Raw genomic sequence first — 22,060 nt, 5'->3', positions numbered from 1 at the left:
TGAACACCGTGTTTTACTCAGAGTAAATAAGTCATGTTAATAAAAAATTTGTCAAAATTAGTGGCGGTTGCCGCACTAGTGAGCTCATCTCAAGCAATTGCTTGGGGCCAAAATGGTCATCGTATTGTTGGAGAATTGGCTGAGCAACATCTAACGCCTACAACCGAACAGGCGCTCACTCCACTACTTGAAGGAGAGTCGCTTGCTCAGATATCAACTTGGGCCGACGAAATGCGCTCTGACAGCAGCAAGTTTTGGAGCAAGACATCTTCTAAATGGCACTATATCAACGTTTCTGATGCCGACAACATGCACCAACATGTTCACCACAACATCTCTTCAAAAGAACAAGTAAAGAACATTCTTGATGGCATTTATTACGGCATCAACACGCTAAAGTCAGACTCCACATCAATTGACGAAAAACGATTTGCTCTACGCTTTTTAGTGCATCTAGTGGGTGATAGTCACCAGCCTTTCCATGCGGGCCGCGCAGCCGACCACGGTGGTAATAAAATTGATGTTACATTCTTTGGCGACAAAACTAACCTGCACAGCACATGGGACACTCGCCTCATTGAAAACGAGCGCCTTTCTTACACTGAGTTTACAAGTTTCATAAAAACGTCAAATAGCGCTATCATTGAAGACTATTTGAACAGTGAGCCTGCAGACTGGTTGCTTGAGTCGCACCATATCTCTGAAAAAATTTATAACTTAAATGAAACTGACATAAGTTACCGTTACATTTACAAATATATGCCTACAGTTAAGACTCGCTTACAACAAGGCGGTATTAGACTAGCAGGCCTATTGAACCAAATTTTTGATAAAAAGGCGCAGCCATTAAAAGAAGCGCTTAAGACTTCTAAAACTGCTGATTAAATAACTAGTAAGCTCTAAATTATACGGGAAACAACATAATGAAAACTCTTTTGCGCAAAACTTCGCTATCCCTCGCGATTGCTGCAAGTTTAGCTACCAGCGGTGTTGCATTTGCCAATGACACGGCATCAAGCCTTAAAGGACAAGTCGTAGGTCCACAAGGCAACCCAGCAGCTGGTACTAAAATTACCATTATTCACACCCCTTCTGGCTCAGTTAAAACAGCCGTAGTTAATGAAAGTGGTGTTTTCTCAGCAAAAGGCCTTCGTGTAGGCGGTCCATATCAAATCATTGTAGACTCAGATAAATTTGAAGATACGATGCTTGAAGACATTTACCTGTCTCTTGGTAAGACCTACCCTGTTTCTGTGCAGTTGAAGTCACAGCAAGATATGGAACAAATCGTTGTAACAGGTCGCCCTATTACAGCCCAATCTGGTGGTACAGGCCCTGCAACACACTTCTCACTGGCTGAGTTGCAAAGCAAGCCTGCAATCAACCGTGATATCAAAGATATTGTTCGTACAGACCCTCGTATTTATGTAGATGAAAGCAGCTCTGGTGCGATTCAATGTGCCGGCGGTAACCCGCGTTTCAACAGCTTAACTGTTGATGGTATGCGCATGAATGATAACTTTGGTCTAAACAGCAATGGTTACCCTACTGAACGCATGCCGTTCTCATTTGACTCTATCGCACAAGTGGCGGTAGAGCTTGCGCCATTTGATGTTCAATATGGTGGCTTTACATCATGTAATATCAACGCAGTAACAAAGTCAGGTACTAACAGCCTAACAGGTGGTGTGTTCTTCGATTACACCAACGACTCACTCTCAGGTGACACAATCGAAGATCAAAAACAAAATATCGGTGACTACAACGAGAAACGTTATGGTTTCAATGTTGGCCTGCCGCTAATTGAAGACTCACTGTTCTTGTTCACCAGCTATGAAAAGCTAGAAGGTTCTGAAATCTTCGAATATACGCCTTACGCAAACGGTAAAATCTCAAAAGCAAGCATTGACGAGATTGTAGCTATCACTAAAGATCTATATGGCTATGATGCAGGCTCTATGATCCCAAGTATGCCTGTTGAAGACGAAAAGCTATTGGTGAAGCTTGACTGGAACATCAATGAAGACCACCGTGCAAGCTTTGTTTACAACTATAACGATGGTTACTCACTGTCTCAATCAGATTCAGGCTCAGATAGACTTTCACTATCAAACCACTTTTATGAACGTGGTGCAGAACTACAATCATTTGTTACTTCTATCTACTCAGATTGGAGTGATGTATTCACCACTGAAATACGCATCGGCTACTCAGAGCTTGATAACCGTCAAATCTCTTTAGACCGCGCATCTGGCTTTGGCGAGTTTCAGGTTAATGTTGGTGACGTAACAGTTTACTTAGGCCCTGACGACTCTCGCCAAGCTAACAAACTAAAGTATGACAACTTATCACTGAAGTTCGCAGGTACTTACTACTTAGACGATCATGAGCTTTACTTTGGCTATGAGCGTGAAGAGTTAGACGTATTCAATATGTTCATACAGCACAACGAAGGTGAACACCGCTTTAGCAGCATCGATGCACTTCGTGACGGTGTAGCCCGTGTATACTATGGTAACGCCTCAACTCACAACCCTGCTGATGCAGCCGGTGAGTTTAAATACGCGTTGAATACTTTGTATTTCCAAGATAAGTTTGACCTTATCGACTACGATATGACCATCACAGCTGGTCTTCGTTATGATTGGTACACAAGTGATGACGTACCAGCCCATAACCCGAACTTCCAAGAGCGTTTTGGCTTTTCTAACCAGCAAAACCTTGACGGTGTTGACTTGTTACAACCACGCTTGGGCATCAACTGGGTGTATAACGATCAGTTAGAACTGCGCGGTGGTATTGGTCTGTACTCAGGTGGTAACCCGAACGTTTGGATCTCAAACAGCTATTCAAATGACGGTGTTCGTAACATTCAAGATAGCGCGCGTGACGTTCAGCTACTTGGCCCAGATGCTGTTGCTTTCGTAGATGGTGGCAAGCCAGGTTACGCTATTCCGCAGTCACTATATGACACGATCAGCGCAGGTGGTGTAGACGATAGCACAAACGTGACTGACCCTGATTTTGAAATTCCTTCAGAGTGGAAGTTCTCGCTAGGTGCTACATATATCACAGAATCAGATTATGTATTCACAGCGGATTACTTGTACACAGATAAGCAAGATTCAGCGATTATCAAAAACATCACTTTGGCGTCTGACGAAACAGCACCGGATGGTCGTCCAATTTATAACGACTCGCTACACTCTCGTGAGTCTGACTTAATGCTGACCAATGTGAAAGGTGATGATGGTTACAGCCATGTTCTATCATTCGGTATGAACAAGTCGTTCGATAACGGTATTGACCTTGCGTTGTCTTATGCATACACAGTTGCACAAGATGTACACCCAATGGGCAGCTCTGTTGCGTTCTCTAACTTCCATAGAATTGCAGCGTATGACCCACAAAACCCAGGTGTTTCTCGCTCTGATTATGAAGTGCCTCATCGTGCAACTATGTCTTTGTCATATAGCCATGAGTTCTTTGATGGTCTAGACACCAAGTTCAGCCTATTTGGTCAAGCCAGTGTTACAAACCCTTACTCATATACGTTTAATAACACAGGCATGTTCGGTTACGCCGATGAAAAGCGTGACTTGCTGTACGTACCAAATGCCGACGATGCATTGGTGGCATACGGTGCAGACTTCGACAAAGCAGCATTTGACAAATGGGTTGAGAGTGAAGGCTTGAAACGCGGTCATATTCAAGGCCGTAACTCACAAGAAGGTGAATGGTGGGTAACATTTGACCTTAAAGTTGAGCAAGAATTTGGTGGTTTTGCAGAAGGTCATAAAGGCTCAGCGTTCTTTGTTATTAAGAATGTTGGCAACTTGCTAAACGACAATTGGGGCACATTAGAAACCGGTAGCTCGATGCAAAACGCGGTAACCGCTTCTATTAATGACAATGGCCAGTATGTATTTGAAAAGTTCAATAACCCATCAGGTACAGACTTTGAAATAAAGCCATCGTTATACGAAATTCGCTTCGGTGTTAAATATAACTTCTAAGCGCTAAACCCTATCGATTGAATGATTAATACATCAGTTAAACACGGTTAGTATCCCTTTCGGAGCTAATCGTGTTTTGTTGTGATTAATTTACTTCAGTTAATAGGTACAATAGTTTTACAGCTAAATATTGCTTTGTTCAGGGACGCATCAAATTAGCTTTTATTAATTGAAATCAACATAACCTAAACACACGGGAAACAACACAATGAAAAACGTTCGCTTAACAAAAGTGGCCGGCGCTTTAGCATTAGCTCTTGGCGTATCAGCAAGCGCATTCGCTTCTGACACTTCATCTGCAATGCGTGGTAAAATCACGACTCCTTCTGGAGACGCTGCCGCAAACGTTAAAGTTACTGTTATTCACGAGCCAACAGGCACAGTCAGTACTTTTACTACTAACGAATCTGGTGCGTTCATCGCAAAAGGTCTTCGTGTTGGCGGTCCTTACCGCGTAGTACTTGATTCTGACAAGTTCTCTGATGCGCAACTTGACAACATCTTCCTTGAACTTGGCGATACTCACCGTATCGTTAACCAGTTAGAACCACTACAACAAGTAGAAAAAATTGAAGTCACTGGTTATAAAATCGTTCAGCAAGCTGGCGGGTCAAACAGCGTATTTGGTGCTGACACAATCGCTAACGTACCAAGCTTTAACAATGACATTAAAGATGTTGCGCGTTTAAACCCATTAGCAAGTATCAACGGTAACGGCGAGCTAAGCATTGCAGGTGGCAACCCGAGAACCAACGGCCTAACGGTTGACGGCATTGGCCAAAACGATGACTTCGGTTTGAATTACGGCGGCTACCCAACTTCTCAGCCTCCAGTTGCACTGGATGCAATTGAACAAATCTCAGTTGATAGCTCTCCTTTCTCGGCTAAAAAAGGTAACTTTGGCGGCGGTACAATCAACGCTGTTACTAAGTCAGGCTCTAACGAATACACCTTCACTGGTTTCTACGAAACGAGTACACCAAGCCTGGCTGGCAAAGTAGACAATATCTCTGAAGCAACTTACAAAGAAGATGTTCTAAACGCTGATGGTGAAGTAATTCACGAAGCTGGCGACAATATCTATGACGATGTAGGCCATAAAACATTTGAAACCTCAAGCACTGACCCTATCATCACTGAAAAGCGCTTTGGTTTTAGCACTGGCGGCGCTATCGTAAAAGACGAGTTATTCTACTTTGTAAACTATAACTCTTGGAAACAAGAGATGGATATGGATTACGGGTTTGACGGCTCTGGCACTGCGCACGAGTTTGACGTAAAACAAGACGATTATAACCGTTTCATCAACACGCTAAGTTCGGTGTATGGGGTAGAAGACAGCTTCGGCGGCAACCCAGAAGATACCAGTGATAGCTTACTTATCAAATTAAGCTGGAACATTAATGACCTGCACCGTGCAGATTTCACTTACCAGTGGCAAGATGAATCAGACGCACGTGGTTTCTCAACGGGTGGTAGCTCAATAACAATGGCGTCAAGCCGTTATGACTACACTACTAAGTTTGACAACTTTGCAGCAAAGCTTTATTCAGATTGGTCTGATGATTTCTCAACTGAAATTGGCGTTGCTTACAAAAACGTATCTAACGACAGTGTTACAAATTCAGATTTAGGTACTATCAAAGTGTATGTTGACGGTGGTCGTGGCGATTCATTTGAGTTCGGTCGTGATGTTTATCGCCACAGAAATGAAGCTGAAACAGAAACGCTTGCACTTACTTTTGATGCGACTTACTTGATGGGTGATCACGAGATTACTTTTGGTGCTCAGCTAGAAGACCTACGTCTTTACAACCTGTTTGCTGAGAACTCAATGGGTTCATGGACTTTCGGTAGCCTAGAAGACTTCGAAAACAAAAAGCTACACATTAACCGTGACAACTATCAATTTACATATGCCAACTCATACACGGGTGACGTAAATGATCTTGCCTATGATGCAACACGTAGCCAGTTAGCGTTATACATCGAAGATAAGTTCTACCCTACTGATGATTTAGAAATGACAGCGGGTTTACGTTATGAGCGTCTATCTTCAAGCGATAAACCAACGTTAAATACCGCTTTCCAAGAAACTTATGGATATACCAACCAAGAAAACCTAGACGGTATTGATATCATCTTGCCACGTGTTGGATTCAAGTACTACGCTACTGAGTCACTAACCGTTAACGGTGGTATTGGTCGTTTCCAAGGTGGTATTCCAAACGTTTGGTATAACGCACCATTCCAAAACGACGGTATTACGTTTGTTGAAGCGTCGCAAAATGCGATCAACGATTACTTCTCTGGTGTTGAGCAAGTTGACTTCACTCGCGTACCGGGTGAAATCACAGGGTCTTTACAGCAAGGTGCAGGTAGCACAGCTTACACAGACCCAGACTTCGAACTTCCTTCAAGTGTTCGTGCACAGCTTGGCTTTGAGTATGATTTCGACTCAGAGCTACTAGGCGATGGCTTCAAGTGGACCGCTGAACTAGCTTACCACAAAAAAGAGAACGAAGCCGTATGGCGTAACACTGCTATCAAACCTGTAGGTGAGAGTGCAACTGGTCGCATTATCTATGAAAGCATCTACGAAGGTGACTTAAGAGACAACTTCGATATCATGATGACTAACGCTGATGAAGATGGTCGTTCAATCATTCTTTCTACGTCAATTGCAAAAGAATGGGATAACGGTTTATATGTTTCAGCGAGCTATGCACACCAAGACGTAGAAGATGTAAACCCTGGTAGCTCGTCACGCGCAGAAAGTAACTACAAGCACGCGGCAGTACATAGCCGTAATGTAGACCTAGTAGGCCGTGGTCACTATGAAGTTGAACACAGCTTCAAGCTAAACTTACGTTATAACACTGAATTCTTCGAAGGTTATGCGTCTAAATTTAACGTGTTCTTCGAACGTCGTTCAGGTCGTCCATTTAGCTACACTATGGGCTCATACCGCGATGGAGACTTCGGTGATACACGTAGCTTTAACAGCACATCTGCATATCTTGCATACATCCCAACAGGCGCTGATGATGCAAACGTAAACTGGGAAGAGTCAGGTTTATCTTGGGACCAATTAGAAGCGTTACTTAACCGCGCAGGTATCTCAGAACGTGGTCAGTTGCTAGACCGTAACACAGGCACACAGCCTTGGGTTACAACAATGGATGTAAGCTTTAAGCAAGAAATCCCTGGTTTCTACGAAGGTCACAAAGGTGAGCTTTACATCATGGTTGAAAACTTCGCCAACTTGCTTAACAGCGATTGGGGCATTGAAAAGAAAATTTCTTACTCAGACCAGAAGTTGTACGACTTTGGTGGTTTAGATGACAACGGTAAGCTAATCATTGATGAGCGTTACCAAGGTTCCGACGTTCGTAACTACTCAGAAATCGTAAAGGGTTCTTCTGCGTGGCAAGCGAAAATCGGTATCCGTTACACGTTCTAATCACCATTTGATTAGCGCATAAATTTAAAAGGCCAACATCATGTTGGCCTTTTTTATTGTTTATCCACTTGCTGCTCTATTTTATCCATAACATGTCGTAACACCTGTTTTTCATCATCAGAAAGCTCACTTAACAAGCCTTCTTCCCACTCAAGTGCTTTTGGCGAAAGTTGCCCGTAAAGCGCCTCTCCGCCTTTGGTTAAGCTTAAGAGCTTTGCTCGCTTATCATTGGGGTCTGCACAAAGCTCAATAAGTTGTTTATCTGTTAACTGCTTCACCGCCCGCGACATGGTGGATTTATCAATCTCTGCAAGATCACATAAGCGCTTTGCAGAGCACTGCTTTTGCTGCGCCAAATGCGCAATCACCCGCCACTGAGGTACAGTTAAACCTGCCTGTTCAAAATAAACCTCAGAGAAAGCAGCACTCACTTTATTTGCCAGTTTCACCAGTCTATAAGGTAAAAATTCGTCTATTTTTAGTGACATCTCACTCAACTCTTAGCCATACGCCCATACACGCGTAAACAATTATATACAAAAGGATCATTGAAAGACACTTGATAATGCTCTCACATGAGAGTATCTTAACCCTATCTACTAAGGAGTCAAAGACTATGAGCAACGAATTTCAATACCTAACAGGCTTTGGTAACGAGTTTGAAACTGAAGCACTACCAGGTGCTTTACCAATCGGCCAGTTTTCGCCACAGAAAGTAAAATACGACCTATACGCAGAACAATATAATACCACCGCGTTTACAGCCCCACGTGCAGACAACCGCCGTAACTGGTTTTATCGAATTCGTCCTTCGGTTGTGCAAGGTGACTACCAGCCAATGGATAATGGCTTATTACGCACAGCGCCTATCACAGAGGTCCCAACACCACCTACTATGCTTCGTTGGAACCCTATCGAAGTGCCAGCTGAGAAAACCGATTTCATCGACGGTTTAGTTACCATGGCAGCCAACGGTAGTGCGAATGGTCAATCCGGTATTGGTATTCACGTATACGTGGCAAATGCTTCAATGGCAGGTCGTTACTTCTACAATGCCGATGGTGAACTCCTATTTGTACCGCAACAGGGTGAACTCGTGCTTCACACCGAGTGTGGTAAGTTGGCCATTCGTCCAGGTGAAATTGCGGTGATCCCTCGTGGTATCAAGTTCTCAGTAGAGCTTATTAGTGATCAGGTTCGCGGTTATATTTGTGAAAACTATGGTCACCCATTGGTGTTACCAGAGCGTGGCCCAGTTGGGGCCAATGGTTACACGAACGAACGTGACTTCCAGTACCCAGTAGCTGCGTTTGAAGACAAAGAAGGTGATTTTGAGCTAGTTGCTAAGTTCAACGGTAACCTATTCCGTTGTGATATCGGCCACTCACCGCTTGATGTTGTTGCATGGACAGGTAACAGCGCACCTTATAAATATGACTTAGCACGTTTCAACGTCATGAATACGGTGAGCTTTGACCACCCAGATCCATCAATCTTTACTGTACTGACTTCGCCATCTGGCACAGCGGGCGTGGCAAACGTTGACTTTGTGATCTTCCCACCACGCTGGATGGTGGCAGAAAATACTTTCCGTCCACCGTATTACCACCGTAATATTATGAGTGAATTCATGGGCTTAATAGAAGGTGTTTACGACGCAAAAGAGCATGGTTTTGTACCAGGTGGCATGAGCTTACATAACTGTATGTCTCCGCATGGCCCTGAAGCTGATGTATTTGAGAAAGCGTCAAATGCGGAACTTGAGCCGCAGCGCTACGAAAACACGCTAGCGTTTATGTTTGAGTCTCGCTATGTTATCTCTCCAACTAAGTATGCCCTTGAAGGCAAAGAGCGTCAGCCAAATTACGCCGATTGTTGGAAAGGCATTAAAAAATACTACAAAGGCGCGTAAGCTAAGCCTGATAGAAAAATTCACAAGGCACTCATAATGAGTGCCTTTTGTCGTGATTAAGGAACAAGCAATGAAACTATATACTTACTTTCGCTCATCCGCAGCATACCGTGTACGTATTGCTCTTAACCTAAAAAACATCCCTCATGAGTTGGTAGGTGTAAACCTACTCAAATCAGAACAACAAGGTGAAGCGTATACGAAGAAAAATCCACAGGGCTTGCTGCCAGCACTTGAAACAGAACAAGGTGTGCTAGCGCAATCTCTTGCTATCTTAGAATGGCTAGAAGAAACCCACACAGATACTCCACTACTGCCAAATGATCCTTGGCAAAAGGCACAAGTACGTAACTTCTGCTATGCAATTGCTTGTGACATCCACCCTATCGATAACTTGCGCGTACTGAAGTATCTCAGCCAAGAACTAAATGTCGACGATGAACAGAAGAATACTTGGTATCGTCATTGGGTCATTGAAGGGTTTAAGAAGCTTGAAGCTATGCTAGGTGATTCACCGTTCTGTTTTGGCGATAAACCAACGCTTGCTGATGTTTGCTTGGTACCACAGGTATTTAACGCATTACGCTTTAAAGTGGATATGACACCATTCCCGAAAATTGCCGCTATTTACCAGCGCTGTAATGAAATGGCTGCATTTAGTGACGCTGCGCCAGAGAACCAACCTGACGCGCAATAGAGTTTACTGTAAAGCACAGTGAACCTGATCTAAGTGCGAGATCAAGTCCAAGCCCAGATCGGTAAGATAACCACCATCTGGGCTATCTATTATGCCTTTGTCATAAAGCCTTTGCGCCGCATCACGCAAACTTTGCTCCGCATTACTATGTATTTTAATCCCTTGATGCATACTGGTTCTGGGAAACTTCGCCAGTAATGTTAGCTCTGCCATCATATTTTGATCAAACGCCATTGCGATCCCCTTCTTTTATTTTAATCTTGTTATATAGTTAGCGATATAGTGTCATGCATAGCGTGCACTGAATTGCGTTAATTTAAGATTAGCCAACTCTGGGAGTTCTGCCATGAAATCACTTATTTATATCGCGCTATTTACATTATTATTAACAACAACTCAGGCGCGTGCAGTTGATACAAATCACAAAAATGTGACTCTACTGGAGATGCCGTACAACGTTTGTTGGTATCAAGGAGTACAGTACAGTGAAGGGTCGCTCATTAAACAGTTAGAGCATACTTTTGTTTGTACACATAAATATGTAAACCAACCGCAAAGTCAGTTGGTGTGGCTAAAGGCCGATAAAGAAGGACAACCCATTAGGCTAGACCCAGTAAAGACAATCAGGGTAAAATAGGCGTTTTAAGATTTAGGTGATGTAATGACACAACAACAGCCCAATAACCCTCTTCATGGCGTAAAACTAGAAGATATCATAGTTAAGCTTGAGCAAGAATTAGGCTGGAAAGCGATGGGAGAAGTGGTCAACATTCGCTGTTTTACTCATGATCCGAGTGTCAAATCTAGTCTGAAATTTCTACGCAAAACGCCTTGGGCAAGAGAAAAAGTAGAGCAATTATATTTAGATACTTTTCATGGTTTTGTGTGGCCAACCATAAAGAAGTGAACAATCTCATTAGCCTGCGCACAGCTTATTTATACAAGGCATCGTGCGCGCGTATGATTTTATTTTTCGTACTCGTTGATAGCTCTTTATTACACGCAAAATACAGCTGAGAACCGAAGTTTGGCAAGGTGTATAACTTTTCAAGTTCTTTAGCGAGTGGTTCCGTTTTACTCTTATACTCAAACTGGATATCACTCAAAATCACTAAGTCGAGCAAACCTTTACGCGTAGCCAGCAATTCAAACACATTGTCGAACGTAGAGATGATCAGCAAGTGCTGCTCATCTACAAAGCCGTTTTCTTTTAAATATAAATGACTGAAGTTTTGCCTAATCACCGCTGTTTTATATTGCTTTGCATCTTCAAGCGAATTTATCGAGTATTTTTTATCCCGCAAGCCATAGAATGACACGCTAAACTGTCCTAAAGGAAACAACCAATCAAAAAGCTTTTCACGGGATTGTGCACGAGCAATAGAAAAAATACAGCTGTTGGAGTTTCGTTGGGCTGCATTGTATGTAACTGACCATGTATCTACATTGATACTGTAGTCAATTTCTGCATTATTCAGCACCCTTCTCACTTTATCTGCGGCGGAGCCAACAAGGTCACCACGTTCATCAGTATACTGAAAGTAAGGAAATTCTTCAGTTAACACATTGAGTTCACTTGCACTAACTGCGTATGAAAACACTGTCAATATGATTAACCATGCACGCATGTAACAACAACCTGTAACCCTGTGGACTAAAAAGAAATATAGCGTATTTACCAGAATTACAACAGAATTGGCTAAGGAATGTAGCTGTTTGGAACAGGTAATGCTTAAATCACTACCTGTTCAAAATGCGAGAATGAATTATCAAGCGTTGTTGATTGCATCAATTAGAAATGCGGATATCTTAGCGCCTTCACGCAACGTAGTCTCAGAGCTAGACTGACCAACTAACGAGCTATCTGTAAATGGCGCAATTTCCATCATATCAGCGCCTGTAATAGGAAACTCAGCACGCAGCGCACGTAAAATAGTCATCGCTTCATCTGGGGTCATACCATTCCCCTCAGGCGTGCCAGTAGCAGCAGCAAACTCTTCATCAAGTGCATCAATATCAAAGCTCACATATAGCTCATCTACTTTATCGACTTTAAGCTGGGCAATCACTTGCTGTACTATCGCATCGGCTCCCTGTTCACGAATTTCATGCGCCCAGTGTTGTTTCACTCCAAAGGTAGACTCCCAGTGTAACTTATCTTTACCGCTTGAACGTATGCCAAACTGGATCAAATGGTGGGGCGCAGGAAGGTACTCTAGTATATGTGTACACCAAGAACCAAAACACAAATCAATGCCCAAGCGTTCTACCAATAAATCCGTATGCGCATCAAAATGAATAATAGCAGTACGCTTACCCGCATCTCTTTTGGCTTTTAGATAAGATTTGGTCAACGGATAGCTTATTGAATGATCCCCACCAATACCAAAGATACCTTTGTCAGGGTGCTGTTGATAAAAGCCATCACAGACATCTTCGGTAATCGACAACGGAGAGACGTAGTAATCGCTGCTAGCGTCTTGGTAAAGTGCTTTTTGACAGTTGCTGATTGTCGCTTCATTCAGATACTTATCGTGAAGCAAATGCGGAATAACACGCACATCACCTAAATCAAAAGCATTGATATCAGGGTGTTGCTCGATGAGTGTTGAGCGTAAAAATAACGGTCCCCAGTTGGCCCCACGCAAAATCCCCCCACCACAGTCAGAGCTAATGCCCAAAATTGCCGCTTTGTATGCGCTATTCTCTAGTGTGGTTAAAGACTCTTTCCAAAGTGCATCAACACCGTCTGTTTGACCATATAGTTTGGTTCTTAATGCGTCTTTTCTTTCTTTTGCTGTATTAACGGTAAATACGCCGTCCCCAGGAGGACATAAACAGTGTTCGAGTTTCTGTTGGAATTGTTGCTTTGTAATTGTCATTTAAAACCTCCTAAGATAACGATTCTTGCATATTCATGCGTTTAGCTGCTTTGACTAATATTATGACTGACTGTGATGATTACCCGCTTTAGTGCGTCGTACCAAATTTAGCTTTATTTTCATGAATTAATTAAAGCCATATAAAGCAATACGTTAAGCAGATTTCATTTCTTCACTCAATGATAAAACGCAATGAATAATGTGAACTTGCAGGAGGTATAACATCGTTGTGAACAAAGTCAACCACGGTCAAAAGCCTAAACTTTTCGACCGTGGTTTTATATTCACAACTGATGAATAGTTAAGGGTTATTCATACCCTCTGGGCTTTTTGGTTTTAATAATTGCAATATAGCCATGCCAACTGGCATAACTCAACAACGGCATAATCACGATAAAGCCAGCTGTGCCAGTTAGAAAGCCAACTAATACGAGTGTGACAATGATTGCGCACCAAACAAGCATCGCACCAACATTGGATTTAACTGCGTGAATTGAGCTTACCACTGCGGTCATGATATCGACTCTACGCTCCATCATAATTTGTGGCGTAAATGCCGAAATAGCAAATACAGATATCATTAGTATGCCCCCAACCAAAGTGCCAAGCGTCAGAAACGCAGATAACTGCTCGAAGGTTGGGTTTGATACATTTGGATATAGGGCATGGATCAATGCCGCCAATCGCATCCAAACGATCATAATCACCATCAAAAGTACTGCAAAGCCCCATTCGCCCGCTGGGTTTCTAAACATAGATTTTAAGCTGTGAGTAAAGGTAGGTGTATGGCCTTTTTCTAGCTCCCACGCTACATCATACAAACCCGCAGCAAAAGCTGGACCTATCAATGCAAATGCTACGACCGCAGGTAGTATCACAAGATGCGTACCAGATTGATACACAAGCCACATTATGGTGGCGGGTATTAGGGTAAATATTAGCCCGTAAATTAGACTTAGCACCGGCGCTCTGGCAATATCTTTTAACGCTAGAGCCAGCCAATGAAAGGGAGCAAATGTACTTATTTTATTACTTTCAAAACAACGCGCAAATTCCGTATGTTTATCAATCGGTGCTGATGTAGGCATAGTGGTTCCTCTTATTATTGCTACACTTTAGGTTTAGAAGATGAGCCATAAAGTTGCAAGTAAGCGAGTAGGCACATAAGCTAAATCGGACATCTGTCCTGTACTTTAATGCTGTTAATAACAAACATTACGCTTTATACAAAAATAAGGTTTACTATGGACAAGGTATTTCATTTAGGGCTAAACAAACAAGCACTTAACGGTGCGACTTTAGCCATTGTACCAGGCGATCCTGAGAGAGCTAAACGTATAGCTCACAAACTAAGCGATCCTATCTGTTTAGCACAAACACGTGAGTTTCATGTGTACTTGGCAACGCTGCGTGGTCAGTCAGTGGTGATTTGCTCAACAGGTATTGGTGGACCTTCTACCTCTATTGCCGTTGAGGAGCTGGCTCAACTTGGGGTTCGGACATTCTTGCGAGTAGGAACAACCGGTGCCATTCAACCACATATTAATGAAGGTGATGTGCTAGTTAGCACTGCGTCTGTAAGATTGGACGGTGCCAGCCAACATTTTGCACCTTTAAGCTACCCAGCTGTTTCTGATTTTCATTGTACACAGGCTATGGTTAACGCGTGTATTGAGCTGGGCGTTGACCATCATATCGGCATTACGGCTTCAAGCGATACATTTTATCCTGGTCAGGAGCGTTACGATACCTACTCAGGCTATGTGAGTAAAGCCTTTCAGGGAAGTTGCCAAGAGTGGCAAAACCTTAATGTTATGAATTATGAGATGGAGTCTGCGACTTTATTTACCATGTGTGCGGCGTTAGGACTCAAGGCAGCCTGTGTGGCAGGTGTGCTAGTTAATCGAACCCGTCAAGAAATTCCAACGGTCGACCATGCTAAAGTTGAGAATGACTCTGTAGCAGTGGTTATCAAAGCGGCTGAGTTGTTACTATAACTTAGCGCGTCACAGTCGCCTCAATGACTTATAAAGCCTGAGGCGACTGAACATCTAATCTCACTCCATTTCCGCCAGTACGTGTAGCAACACCGCATCCGTAGCATAGCTTTTCAATACTGCATCAGCCACAGCTTGCTGATTCTCATATCCCTTGGTCTCGACTAGAGTAATCGCGTTTATCGCTACCTCATCAAGCTTTAATCCGGCTAAGGCGAGTTGACTCAATGCCCCCTGCATAGGTGACAAACTTGGACTATAGGCCGCATTCTCCGCATAGCGACCGTAAAATTGTCCGTGGGATTGCGTGCTTATTTCTACCGCTGATAAATTGCCTGAATACGGCGCATACGCGTTTTGTAGATGTGTTTTAAGCGTATCACTAATTTCATGAGACAAGCTTTTAATATTGCTTTGAGTGCTTGCTAGTAAACGCTGGGAGTTGTCTAAATCTTGTGGACCAAAAGCACTGGGCAATAATTCTTTCAAGCTGGTATTCAAGGTTGGCAACATGATGGCAAGTTCTGCACACTTATCTAGTTCATTCATAAACTGTCGGCAATAGCCACATGGGGCATCACTGATGGCCATACGACTGATCTCATTGGCACCATTTAGCCAAGCATTATTTATTGCTGATTGTTCAGCGTGTACCACCAAACTTAATGCCTGATGAGAAAACTCTAAGTTTGCTCCCAAGTACGCACCTCCAGTTGCCTTATCATAAGCAACTGCTCCAACGTTAAAATGTGAAATAGGAGCCTGAGAAAAGGTAGCAGCCACAGGTAATAAAGCTTTTAGAAGTGTATCTAGATCACAACTGAGTTGCGCTTGTAGCTCATTCAGTTGTGCGTGAGAAAAGTGACCGCGATTGCGTTTTGCTTGCTGTTCTAGTTTTTTTAATTGTTGCGGATTAAATACTGCCATTATTAAAACATGATTGATTAATGGCAGCACAGTTTAAGCAGATTCTACAAATTACACAACCATTGCTTTGCAGATTTAAAGCACTCAAAATTTTCTGCATTAACGTTGTAGCGCCTTGCTTTTTGCAAAAATAAGTCATGCATATAGCCTTCGAAGCCAACGACTCGAGCAACAGTGAAATCACGCAGGTAATGGGCAACTTTCGGCATAAAGTCAACAATATCTATTGCCGCAAAGCAATGCTCTACGTCACTTAAGTCAATTAGAATCTTCGAGCTGTTATGCACTTTTGCATAATCGTTCGCTATTTGATAGACATTCACCACGTCCTCTGCATTAACGCGGCCACGTAGCGTCATCAAGATCAAAGACGTCGTATCATCGTAAGTGATACTGGTAGAAAGAGTAGACATTGAACCTCTAGTCAAAAAATGCCCCTGCGTCGGAGCAATAAAAAAGCCATCTGGTATAACCAGTGAACGATTTTATGTTAGCTAGATACAATGTCAATAAATTAACCATAAAAAACGATACAAATACAAATAAACAACCCAAAAGGATGAGTTTTACCTCACCCTTTTGTCAATGACCGTTAATTATTTGTGATTAGCCCGTGTTACGCATACCTGCGGCTATGCCAGTCATTGTGATCATCAGTGCATTGTCTATGTCTGCACTGTGACCTGTTCGAGCTCGATTTAGCAACTCCACTTGTAATACATTGAGTGGGTCGGTATAAGGGTTGCGCAATGCAATAGACTCTTTTATCCATGGTTGAGCCGATAGCAACGTTGAATCTGGGGCGAGTCTTTGTACCAAGTCCCGCACTTGCTCAAGTTCATTTCTAAGCTTTTGGCCTAGAGGCTTTAATTCGTCATCCACAAGCCCCTGCTCGTAATGTTCACTGAGCCAGCTATCCGCTTTGCAAAATACCATTTCCAACATTTCTAGACGAGTTCTGAAAAATGGCCATTGTGTGCTCATATGTTTTAGCGTTTGTTCTCCATAGCGATCCACCGCTGCTTGTAAACCTTGTAATGCCCCTAACCACGCTGGCAACATCAAACGGTTTTGACTCCAAGCAAAGATCCAAGGGATCGCTCTGAGGCTTTCCACACCACCTTGCGGGTTACGCTTAGCAGGTCTTGACCCAAGTGGTAGCTTGGCCAGTTCAACCTCAGGTGTTGCCATTCTGAAATACGGTACAAACTGCGGATCTTCGCGTACGATACTGCGATAATGCGCGCAAGATGCCTCTGTAATTAGCGCCATAACCTCTTTCCAACTCACCTCAGGTTGTGGTGGTGGTAAAAGGTTACTTTCAATAATGGCACTACTATATATCGCCAAGCTTTGGGCGGCCACTTTTGGCAAACCAAACTTAAAGCGGATCATTTCACCTTGTTCTGTTACCCGTAGCCCATTTTTAAGCGAGCCTGGCGGCTGAGAACGAAGCGCTTGTGCGGCAGGCGCCCCACCGCGACCAATTGTACCGCCACGCCCATGGAACAAATTCAGCTCTATGTCTTGCTTATCGCACAGTTCCACCAGCTTTTCCATGGCGCTGTACTGCGCCCATCCTGCTGCCATCATCCCAGCATCTTTGGCGGAGTCTGAGTAGCCAATCATAACAAACTGTTTACGGTTAATGTGTTGACGATACCATGATTGCGCAAACAGCTGAGTCATCACTTCCGCGCTGCGATTAAGGTCATCTAATGTTTCAAACAACGGCGCAACAGGCATTTTGAACTTACAACCACTTTCTTGTAATAGTAATTCAACCGCCAATACATCAGATGCATTCTGCGCCATAGAAATAATGTAGATACCCAGCGCCTGCGCATCTTGATTGGCAATAACCTCAAAGGTATCTAACACTTCTTGCACATTACTACTTGGGCGCCAATGTTTTGGGAGCAAGGGGCGTCGAGAGTTAAGTTCAGCAAGTAAAAACGCCTGTTTGTCTTGCTCTGACCAATCCGCATACTTGCCCAATCCCAAGTAACCGGTGAGTTCACTGAAGACTTCAGTATGGCGAGCGGAATCTTGTCTTATGTCTAATTTACACAGATTTATGCCAAAACAATTGAGACGGCGCAAAACATCTAGCAGCAGGCCATTGGCTATCACTCCCATGTTCACCTGCGTCAATGAGCGGTAGATAAGCTCCAACGGTGCTTTTAATTGTGATACATGAGTTATTTTGTCTTGCTTTTTACTCGGCTCCTGTTTGATTTTATGCTCCAATGCTGCGATGGTTTCGCTCACTTGCGCTTTGAGAATTTTGAGTAAATATCGATATGGCTCATTATGTGAGCCCACTTGCTCTTTCAATTCATCGCTTGCGCAGTGCATTGAGAGTTCGGCACTGAGTTTATCTAAATCTCTGTAGTACAAATCAAGCGCCATCCAGCGTCCATGGTCTAGAACCGTTTGGGTAATTTGAGCGGTCACAAAAGGATTGCCATCTCTGTCTCCTCCCATCCACGATGTGAAAGAAACGGGAGAAAAGTCTTGTGGCAAATTAAGCTCAAGAATTTCATTGCTATAACGATGAAATTGCCTGATAAACAAAGGTACGGCATGCCACAGGCTGTTTTCAATAACAGCAAAACCCCATTTTGCTTCATCGAGAGGGGTTGGTCGCTTGTCTCGAATGTCATTGGTATGCCACGCCTGACTGATCAGTTGTTCTATTCTATTGTACAAATAGTCCTTGTGATGTTCGTCAAGCTCGTGCAGTTCTAAGGCCTCTAAACACTCACTCAATTCAACGTGTTTACTGATAATGGTGCGCCTTGTTACCTCCGTCGGATGGGCTGTAAGCACAAGATCCATTTTCAAATTGGCAACCGCATCCGCCACCTCATTGAGGTTAAGTTTACCATTATTAACTTGCACTTTAAGTTCGCTTAGCGTGTGCTTCAACGCACTCAGTGCCCCTTGCGGTGCGCCTTGTTTCGAAATGGTATGGAATTGCTCAGCGACATTCGCAAGATTCAAAAAGTGGTTAAAGGCACGCGCAACAGGCAATAATTCTTCATCGGTAAGTGCGTGTAAAGTTTCGATAAGTAAGGCTCTATCTTGCTCGTTGCCACTGCGAGATGATTTTGAAAGCTTACGGATTTGCTCAACCTTATCGAGCACTTCTTGGCCTTGGGCTTGCTTGATAGTTTTTCCTAGCAACTCCCCCAACATACTGACATTTGTACGTAATGTTTGATATTGCTCAGTCATGATGCATCCTTTGTCGATATTTTATACTACTCACTATACCGAGATTAATTCGATTTACGAGCGATCTGTTTGTTCGTTTTTAACGTAAGTTACTCTAACAAAGTTAGTCAACGATTTGATATGAAAATATTTTATGATGGTCGGTGCCCATTGTGCGTCGCTGAAATGAAGAAACTACACCAGTTCGATCACCACAAAAAAATCATGCTAATTGACTTGCATGACGAAAATTTTGCAACTCACTATCCACACATAGATAAATGCAAAGCGCTACGCATATTGCATGCGCAAAGCGATGATGGACAGATTTTTCTGGGCCTAGATGCGACATATCAAGCCTGGAAAATCGTTGGCAAACATCGCTGGCTTAAAGTGTTGCGTATTCGGCCCATACGTTGGATTGCCGATAGCTGTTACTGGCTTTTTGCCAGAAATCGTATGCGTTTGTCTCACCTGTTATTACCAAACCGCTGTCAGAATCAAAGGTGTGATCTCAATGACTAACTCTGCAATCATCATTATTGGCGCAAGCAGTGCTATTGCCAAAGCATTTATAAGCGAGCAACATAAACGCTATCCACAGCATCCTATCATCACGATTAGTCGAAGCGCGCTGGAAGATCTAAGCGAATATGATGACGCATGCCAAAGCGAATCTTTTAAGGCGTTTCATGAGCATATCGTTTGCGATAACTCGCCAGTTGAAATTACCAAAACCGTCAAAACCATTGCAGCCCAAATTACCAATGCTCAAAGCGTCACTATTTTCAATGGCCAGCTTCATAATGCCCACTTCAAACCAGAAAAACGCTTGGAAGACATTCACAGTGACTATTTGCAGTGGCTATTTCAAGTGAACACCATCACCCCACTGCTTTGGCTTAAATATATTGGTGAACACTTGGGCCACTCCAGCAAATGTGTGCTCACTTGTCTCAGTGCGCGAGTTGCCAGTATTGATGATAATTCACTCGGAGGCTGGTATGGTTATCGCGCGAGCAAAGCTGCGTTAAACATGGCGGTAAAAACCTTCGCTATTGAGCTGGCTCGTCGTGCTAAACATTGTAAATGTGTACTCTTTCATCCGGGTACAACCGACACCCCTCTGTCTAAACCCTTTCAAAAAAATGTCCCTAACGGCAAGTTGTTCGACCCACAATTTGTAGCTGGGCAATTAAGCGATTTGCTCACCCAACGAGTTATCAATGGCCAAGTTGACTACATTGACTGGCAAGGTAAAGCGATTAATTGGTAAAAGTGGTTCTCTCGATTCTTACAGGAAAGTTTATGCATATTTGTTCAACCGATATCGACAATCTAGACAAGTTAACCCGTGTAAATTTAATTAACTCACTGAGTGGTTTTAAAAGCGCAAACCTCATCGGTACTGCTGATAAGCGTGGGCAAGAAAATCTATCCATTGTCAGTTCTGTGTTCCATATTGGTGCGAATCCGCCACTGATAGGTATGATCATTCGTCCCCATTCTGTGCCTAGGCATACACTAGAAAATATAATTGAGACAGGTGTTTATACTATCAATCATGTACATAATGAAATAATTGAACAAGCACACCAAACCTCCGCTCGTTACGACAAGCATATTTCTGAGTTTGATGCCGTTGGCTTGCAGGCTCAATACAAAGGTTCATGTAAAGCGCCCTTTGTTTTGCAAAGCAAACTAAAAATTGCAGTTAAACTTATGAGCACTCAAACCATAGAGTTAAACCAAACAGAACTGGTAATAGGTCAAATCACAGATATTTACTTAGAAGACGACCTTGCATACTGTGATGATGGCTTTGTAGATTTAGAGCGTTTAAATACCGTGACACTCAGTGGGCTAGATAGATACCACAGTACAAGCGCCCTTGCGCGTTTAAGCTATGCAAAGTGTGATAAACCACTATCGCATGTAGCTGTATCACCCAAACTCAAGGCTCAAAAAGAACCTTGATACAGAGTGTGTATAAATATGGCTAATAAAGTACCAAATGCGCCCTGAAGCCATGTTTTAACAGCTAAGGTTTTAATCTTTACTTGCACTTAGCTTACGATTAGTGGTCCAATATATTACTTTGTTTGTATTATGGTGATCCAAACTTTTATTGAGTTTTGGTATTCTAAATACAACCAGCATTATGAAATATTCAGGAGGCATAACATGTGGTATTCAAGAGTGAGACTCGCCGTATGTATCGGCATGTTAGCTTGGGCAGCACCCAGTAGTGCAAGCCTAGAATCAGGGATTGAAGCCGCTAACAGTGGTCAGTTTGAGGTAGCGCTTAAGGAATTTCGATACCTAGCAGATATGGGCTATGGTCCAGGTATTTACGAGTTGGCCAAAATGTACCAAGGTGGTCATGGGGTTCCAAAAGACCTTCGTAAAGCAGCGCAGCTATTTCAAGATGCCGTTAATACGGGTGTCGCCGATGCCATGTTTGACTTAGCTGTTATGTATGAAAATGGCGACGGGGTAAAACAAGATAAGCAAAAGGCTGTCGAACTCTATACGCGTGCAGCTAACAAGAACTTAGCAGCAGCACAATTCAATTTAGGCGTAATGTATACCAACGGTGATGGTGTCATTAAAGATTATCACATTGCGATGGACTGGTATGAAAAAGCCGCAGCGAGCAATTATACCCTTGCCCAGTTCAATTTAGCCTTGATGTATTATCAGGGGCTTGGTGTTAGCAAAAATATTGAAAAGTCTTATATTTGGAATACTGTTGCTGAATATAACGGCAGCCGTCAAGCGGCCAAAAGCCGACAATTGGATGAACAACAGTTATCTCCTTCACAAATTGAGCGAGCGACTGAAAAAGCCACTGATATTTACTATAAAATTCAAGAACGTAAGTACATCCCAGAAGCAAGGCCCCGCAAAGCTGCTTACTAGAATTAAATAGTTAGTCAATGGCTTT

Annotated in this window: 20 protein-coding genes; 12 read left to right on the top strand and 8 right to left on the bottom strand. The window is 43.0% G+C overall.

What is annotated here, in order from left to right; genetic code table 11:
• Nucleotides 1-33: 33 nt before the first annotated feature.
• From L1070_RS02115 to L1070_RS02105, 3 genes are all read left to right on the top strand, one after another.
• On the top strand, nt 34-885 hold the full coding sequence (locus L1070_RS02115) for a S1/P1 nuclease (protein ID WP_237124288.1): 852 nt from the start codon (nt 34-36) through the stop codon (nt 883-885).
• Nucleotides 886-923: 38 nt separating this feature from the next.
• Entirely contained in the window at nt 924-4,016 is a 3,093-nt protein-coding gene (locus L1070_RS02110; protein WP_237124287.1) for a TonB-dependent receptor, read from the top strand.
• A 208-nt stretch (nt 4,017-4,224) separates the two neighbouring features.
• On the top strand, nt 4,225-7,479 hold the full coding sequence (locus L1070_RS02105) for a TonB-dependent receptor (protein WP_237124286.1): 3,255 nt from the start codon (nt 4,225-4,227) through the stop codon (nt 7,477-7,479).
• A 53-nt stretch (nt 7,480-7,532) separates the two neighbouring features.
• Here L1070_RS02105 and L1070_RS02100 read toward each other — a convergent pair whose 3' ends face one another.
• Nucleotides 7,533-7,967 (bottom strand): MarR family winged helix-turn-helix transcriptional regulator, encoded by a 435-nt coding sequence (locus L1070_RS02100; protein WP_237124285.1) that lies wholly within the window; start codon nt 7,965-7,967, stop codon nt 7,533-7,535.
• Nucleotides 7,968-8,095: 128 nt separating this feature from the next.
• Between L1070_RS02100 and hmgA the strand changes: the two genes are divergently transcribed.
• Both hmgA and maiA read left to right on the top strand, forming a co-directional pair.
• Complete coding sequence (gene hmgA, locus L1070_RS02095; RefSeq protein ID WP_237124284.1) at nt 8,096-9,391, top strand: homogentisate 1,2-dioxygenase; 1,296 nt, start codon at nt 8,096-8,098, stop codon at nt 9,389-9,391.
• 70 nt (nt 9,392-9,461) lie between these two features.
• Nucleotides 9,462-10,088 carry a maleylacetoacetate isomerase gene (maiA, locus tag L1070_RS02090; protein WP_070983035.1) on the top strand — a complete coding sequence of 209 codons (627 nt, stop codon included), beginning with the start codon at nt 9,462-9,464 and terminating at the stop codon, nt 10,086-10,088.
• A gap of 3 nt (nt 10,089-10,091) precedes the next feature.
• Here the strand turns inward: maiA and L1070_RS02085 are convergent, their stop codons facing one another.
• Nucleotides 10,092-10,322 carry a TIGR02647 family protein gene (locus L1070_RS02085; RefSeq protein WP_070983036.1) on the bottom strand — a complete coding sequence of 77 codons (231 nt, stop codon included), beginning with the start codon at nt 10,320-10,322 and terminating at the stop codon, nt 10,092-10,094.
• A gap of 112 nt (nt 10,323-10,434) precedes the next feature.
• Here L1070_RS02085 and L1070_RS02080 point away from each other — a divergent pair, with 112 nt between their 5' ends.
• Entirely contained in the window at nt 10,435-10,725 is a 291-nt protein-coding gene (locus L1070_RS02080) for a DUF1496 domain-containing protein (RefSeq protein WP_070983037.1), read from the top strand.
• Nucleotides 10,726-10,749: 24 nt separating this feature from the next.
• Nucleotides 10,750-10,995: a VF530 family protein gene (locus L1070_RS02075; protein WP_070983038.1), complete on the top strand. Its 246-nt coding sequence runs from the start codon at nt 10,750-10,752 to the stop codon at nt 10,993-10,995.
• Between the two features lie 25 nt (nt 10,996-11,020).
• Here L1070_RS02075 and L1070_RS02070 read toward each other — a convergent pair whose 3' ends face one another.
• The 3 genes from L1070_RS02070 to L1070_RS02060 all read right to left on the bottom strand — a co-directional run bounded on the left by L1070_RS02070 (nt 11,021) and on the right by L1070_RS02060 (nt 14,058).
• The gene (locus tag L1070_RS02070) at nt 11,021-11,716 is read right to left on the bottom strand and encodes a transporter substrate-binding domain-containing protein (protein WP_070983039.1); all 696 of its coding nucleotides are present in this window, start codon (nt 11,714-11,716) and stop codon (nt 11,021-11,023) included.
• Nucleotides 11,717-11,857: 141 nt separating this feature from the next.
• Nucleotides 11,858-12,970 carry an arginase family protein gene (locus tag L1070_RS02065; protein ID WP_237124283.1) on the bottom strand — a complete coding sequence of 371 codons (1,113 nt, stop codon included), beginning with the start codon at nt 12,968-12,970 and terminating at the stop codon, nt 11,858-11,860.
• Between the two features lie 308 nt (nt 12,971-13,278).
• Nucleotides 13,279-14,058, bottom strand: coding sequence for a DUF2189 domain-containing protein (locus tag L1070_RS02060; RefSeq protein WP_237124282.1), 780 nt, complete (start codon nt 14,056-14,058; stop codon nt 13,279-13,281).
• A gap of 156 nt (nt 14,059-14,214) precedes the next feature.
• On the opposite strand from L1070_RS02060, the gene udp reads away from it, so the two are divergent.
• Nucleotides 14,215-14,967 carry a uridine phosphorylase gene (gene udp, locus L1070_RS02055; protein WP_070983042.1) on the top strand — a complete coding sequence of 251 codons (753 nt, stop codon included), beginning with the start codon at nt 14,215-14,217 and terminating at the stop codon, nt 14,965-14,967.
• 60 nt (nt 14,968-15,027) lie between these two features.
• Here udp and cdd read toward each other — a convergent pair whose 3' ends face one another.
• The 3 genes from cdd to ppc all read right to left on the bottom strand — a co-directional run bounded on the left by cdd (nt 15,028) and on the right by ppc (nt 19,134).
• Nucleotides 15,028-15,894: a cytidine deaminase gene (cdd, locus tag L1070_RS02050; RefSeq protein WP_237124281.1), complete on the bottom strand. Its 867-nt coding sequence runs from the start codon at nt 15,892-15,894 to the stop codon at nt 15,028-15,030.
• Nucleotides 15,895-15,938: 44 nt separating this feature from the next.
• Nucleotides 15,939-16,307 (bottom strand): hypothetical protein, encoded by a 369-nt coding sequence (locus L1070_RS02045; RefSeq protein ID WP_070983044.1) that lies wholly within the window; start codon nt 16,305-16,307, stop codon nt 15,939-15,941.
• A gap of 193 nt (nt 16,308-16,500) precedes the next feature.
• Nucleotides 16,501-19,134, bottom strand: a complete 2,634-nt coding sequence (ppc, locus tag L1070_RS02040) for a phosphoenolpyruvate carboxylase (protein WP_237124280.1) — start codon at nt 19,132-19,134, stop codon at nt 16,501-16,503.
• Between the two features lie 120 nt (nt 19,135-19,254).
• Between ppc and L1070_RS02035 the strand changes: the two genes are divergently transcribed.
• The 4 genes from L1070_RS02035 to L1070_RS02020 all read left to right on the top strand — a co-directional run bounded on the left by L1070_RS02035 (nt 19,255) and on the right by L1070_RS02020 (nt 22,035).
• Nucleotides 19,255-19,638 carry a DUF393 domain-containing protein gene (locus tag L1070_RS02035; protein WP_237124279.1) on the top strand — a complete coding sequence of 128 codons (384 nt, stop codon included), beginning with the start codon at nt 19,255-19,257 and terminating at the stop codon, nt 19,636-19,638.
• Nucleotides 19,631-20,389: an SDR family NAD(P)-dependent oxidoreductase gene (locus tag L1070_RS02030; protein WP_237124278.1), complete on the top strand. Its 759-nt coding sequence runs from the start codon at nt 19,631-19,633 to the stop codon at nt 20,387-20,389. Before L1070_RS02035 ends, L1070_RS02030 begins: the two co-directional genes overlap by 8 nt.
• 32 nt (nt 20,390-20,421) lie before the next feature.
• Nucleotides 20,422-21,090, top strand: a complete 669-nt coding sequence (locus tag L1070_RS02025) for a flavin reductase family protein (protein WP_237124277.1) — start codon at nt 20,422-20,424, stop codon at nt 21,088-21,090.
• 207 nt (nt 21,091-21,297) lie between these two features.
• Entirely contained in the window at nt 21,298-22,035 is a 738-nt protein-coding gene (locus L1070_RS02020; protein ID WP_237124276.1) for a tetratricopeptide repeat protein, read from the top strand.
• Nucleotides 22,036-22,060 lie beyond the last annotated feature (25 nt).

Origin of the sequence: Pseudoalteromonas sp. MMG022 (assembly GCF_021654245.1) — a bacterium.
Lineage (GTDB): Bacteria > Pseudomonadota > Gammaproteobacteria > Enterobacterales > Alteromonadaceae > Pseudoalteromonas > Pseudoalteromonas amylolytica.
The sequence above is the reverse complement of the archived record's forward strand: the minus strand, read 5'-3'. Positions and strand labels throughout refer to the sequence as shown.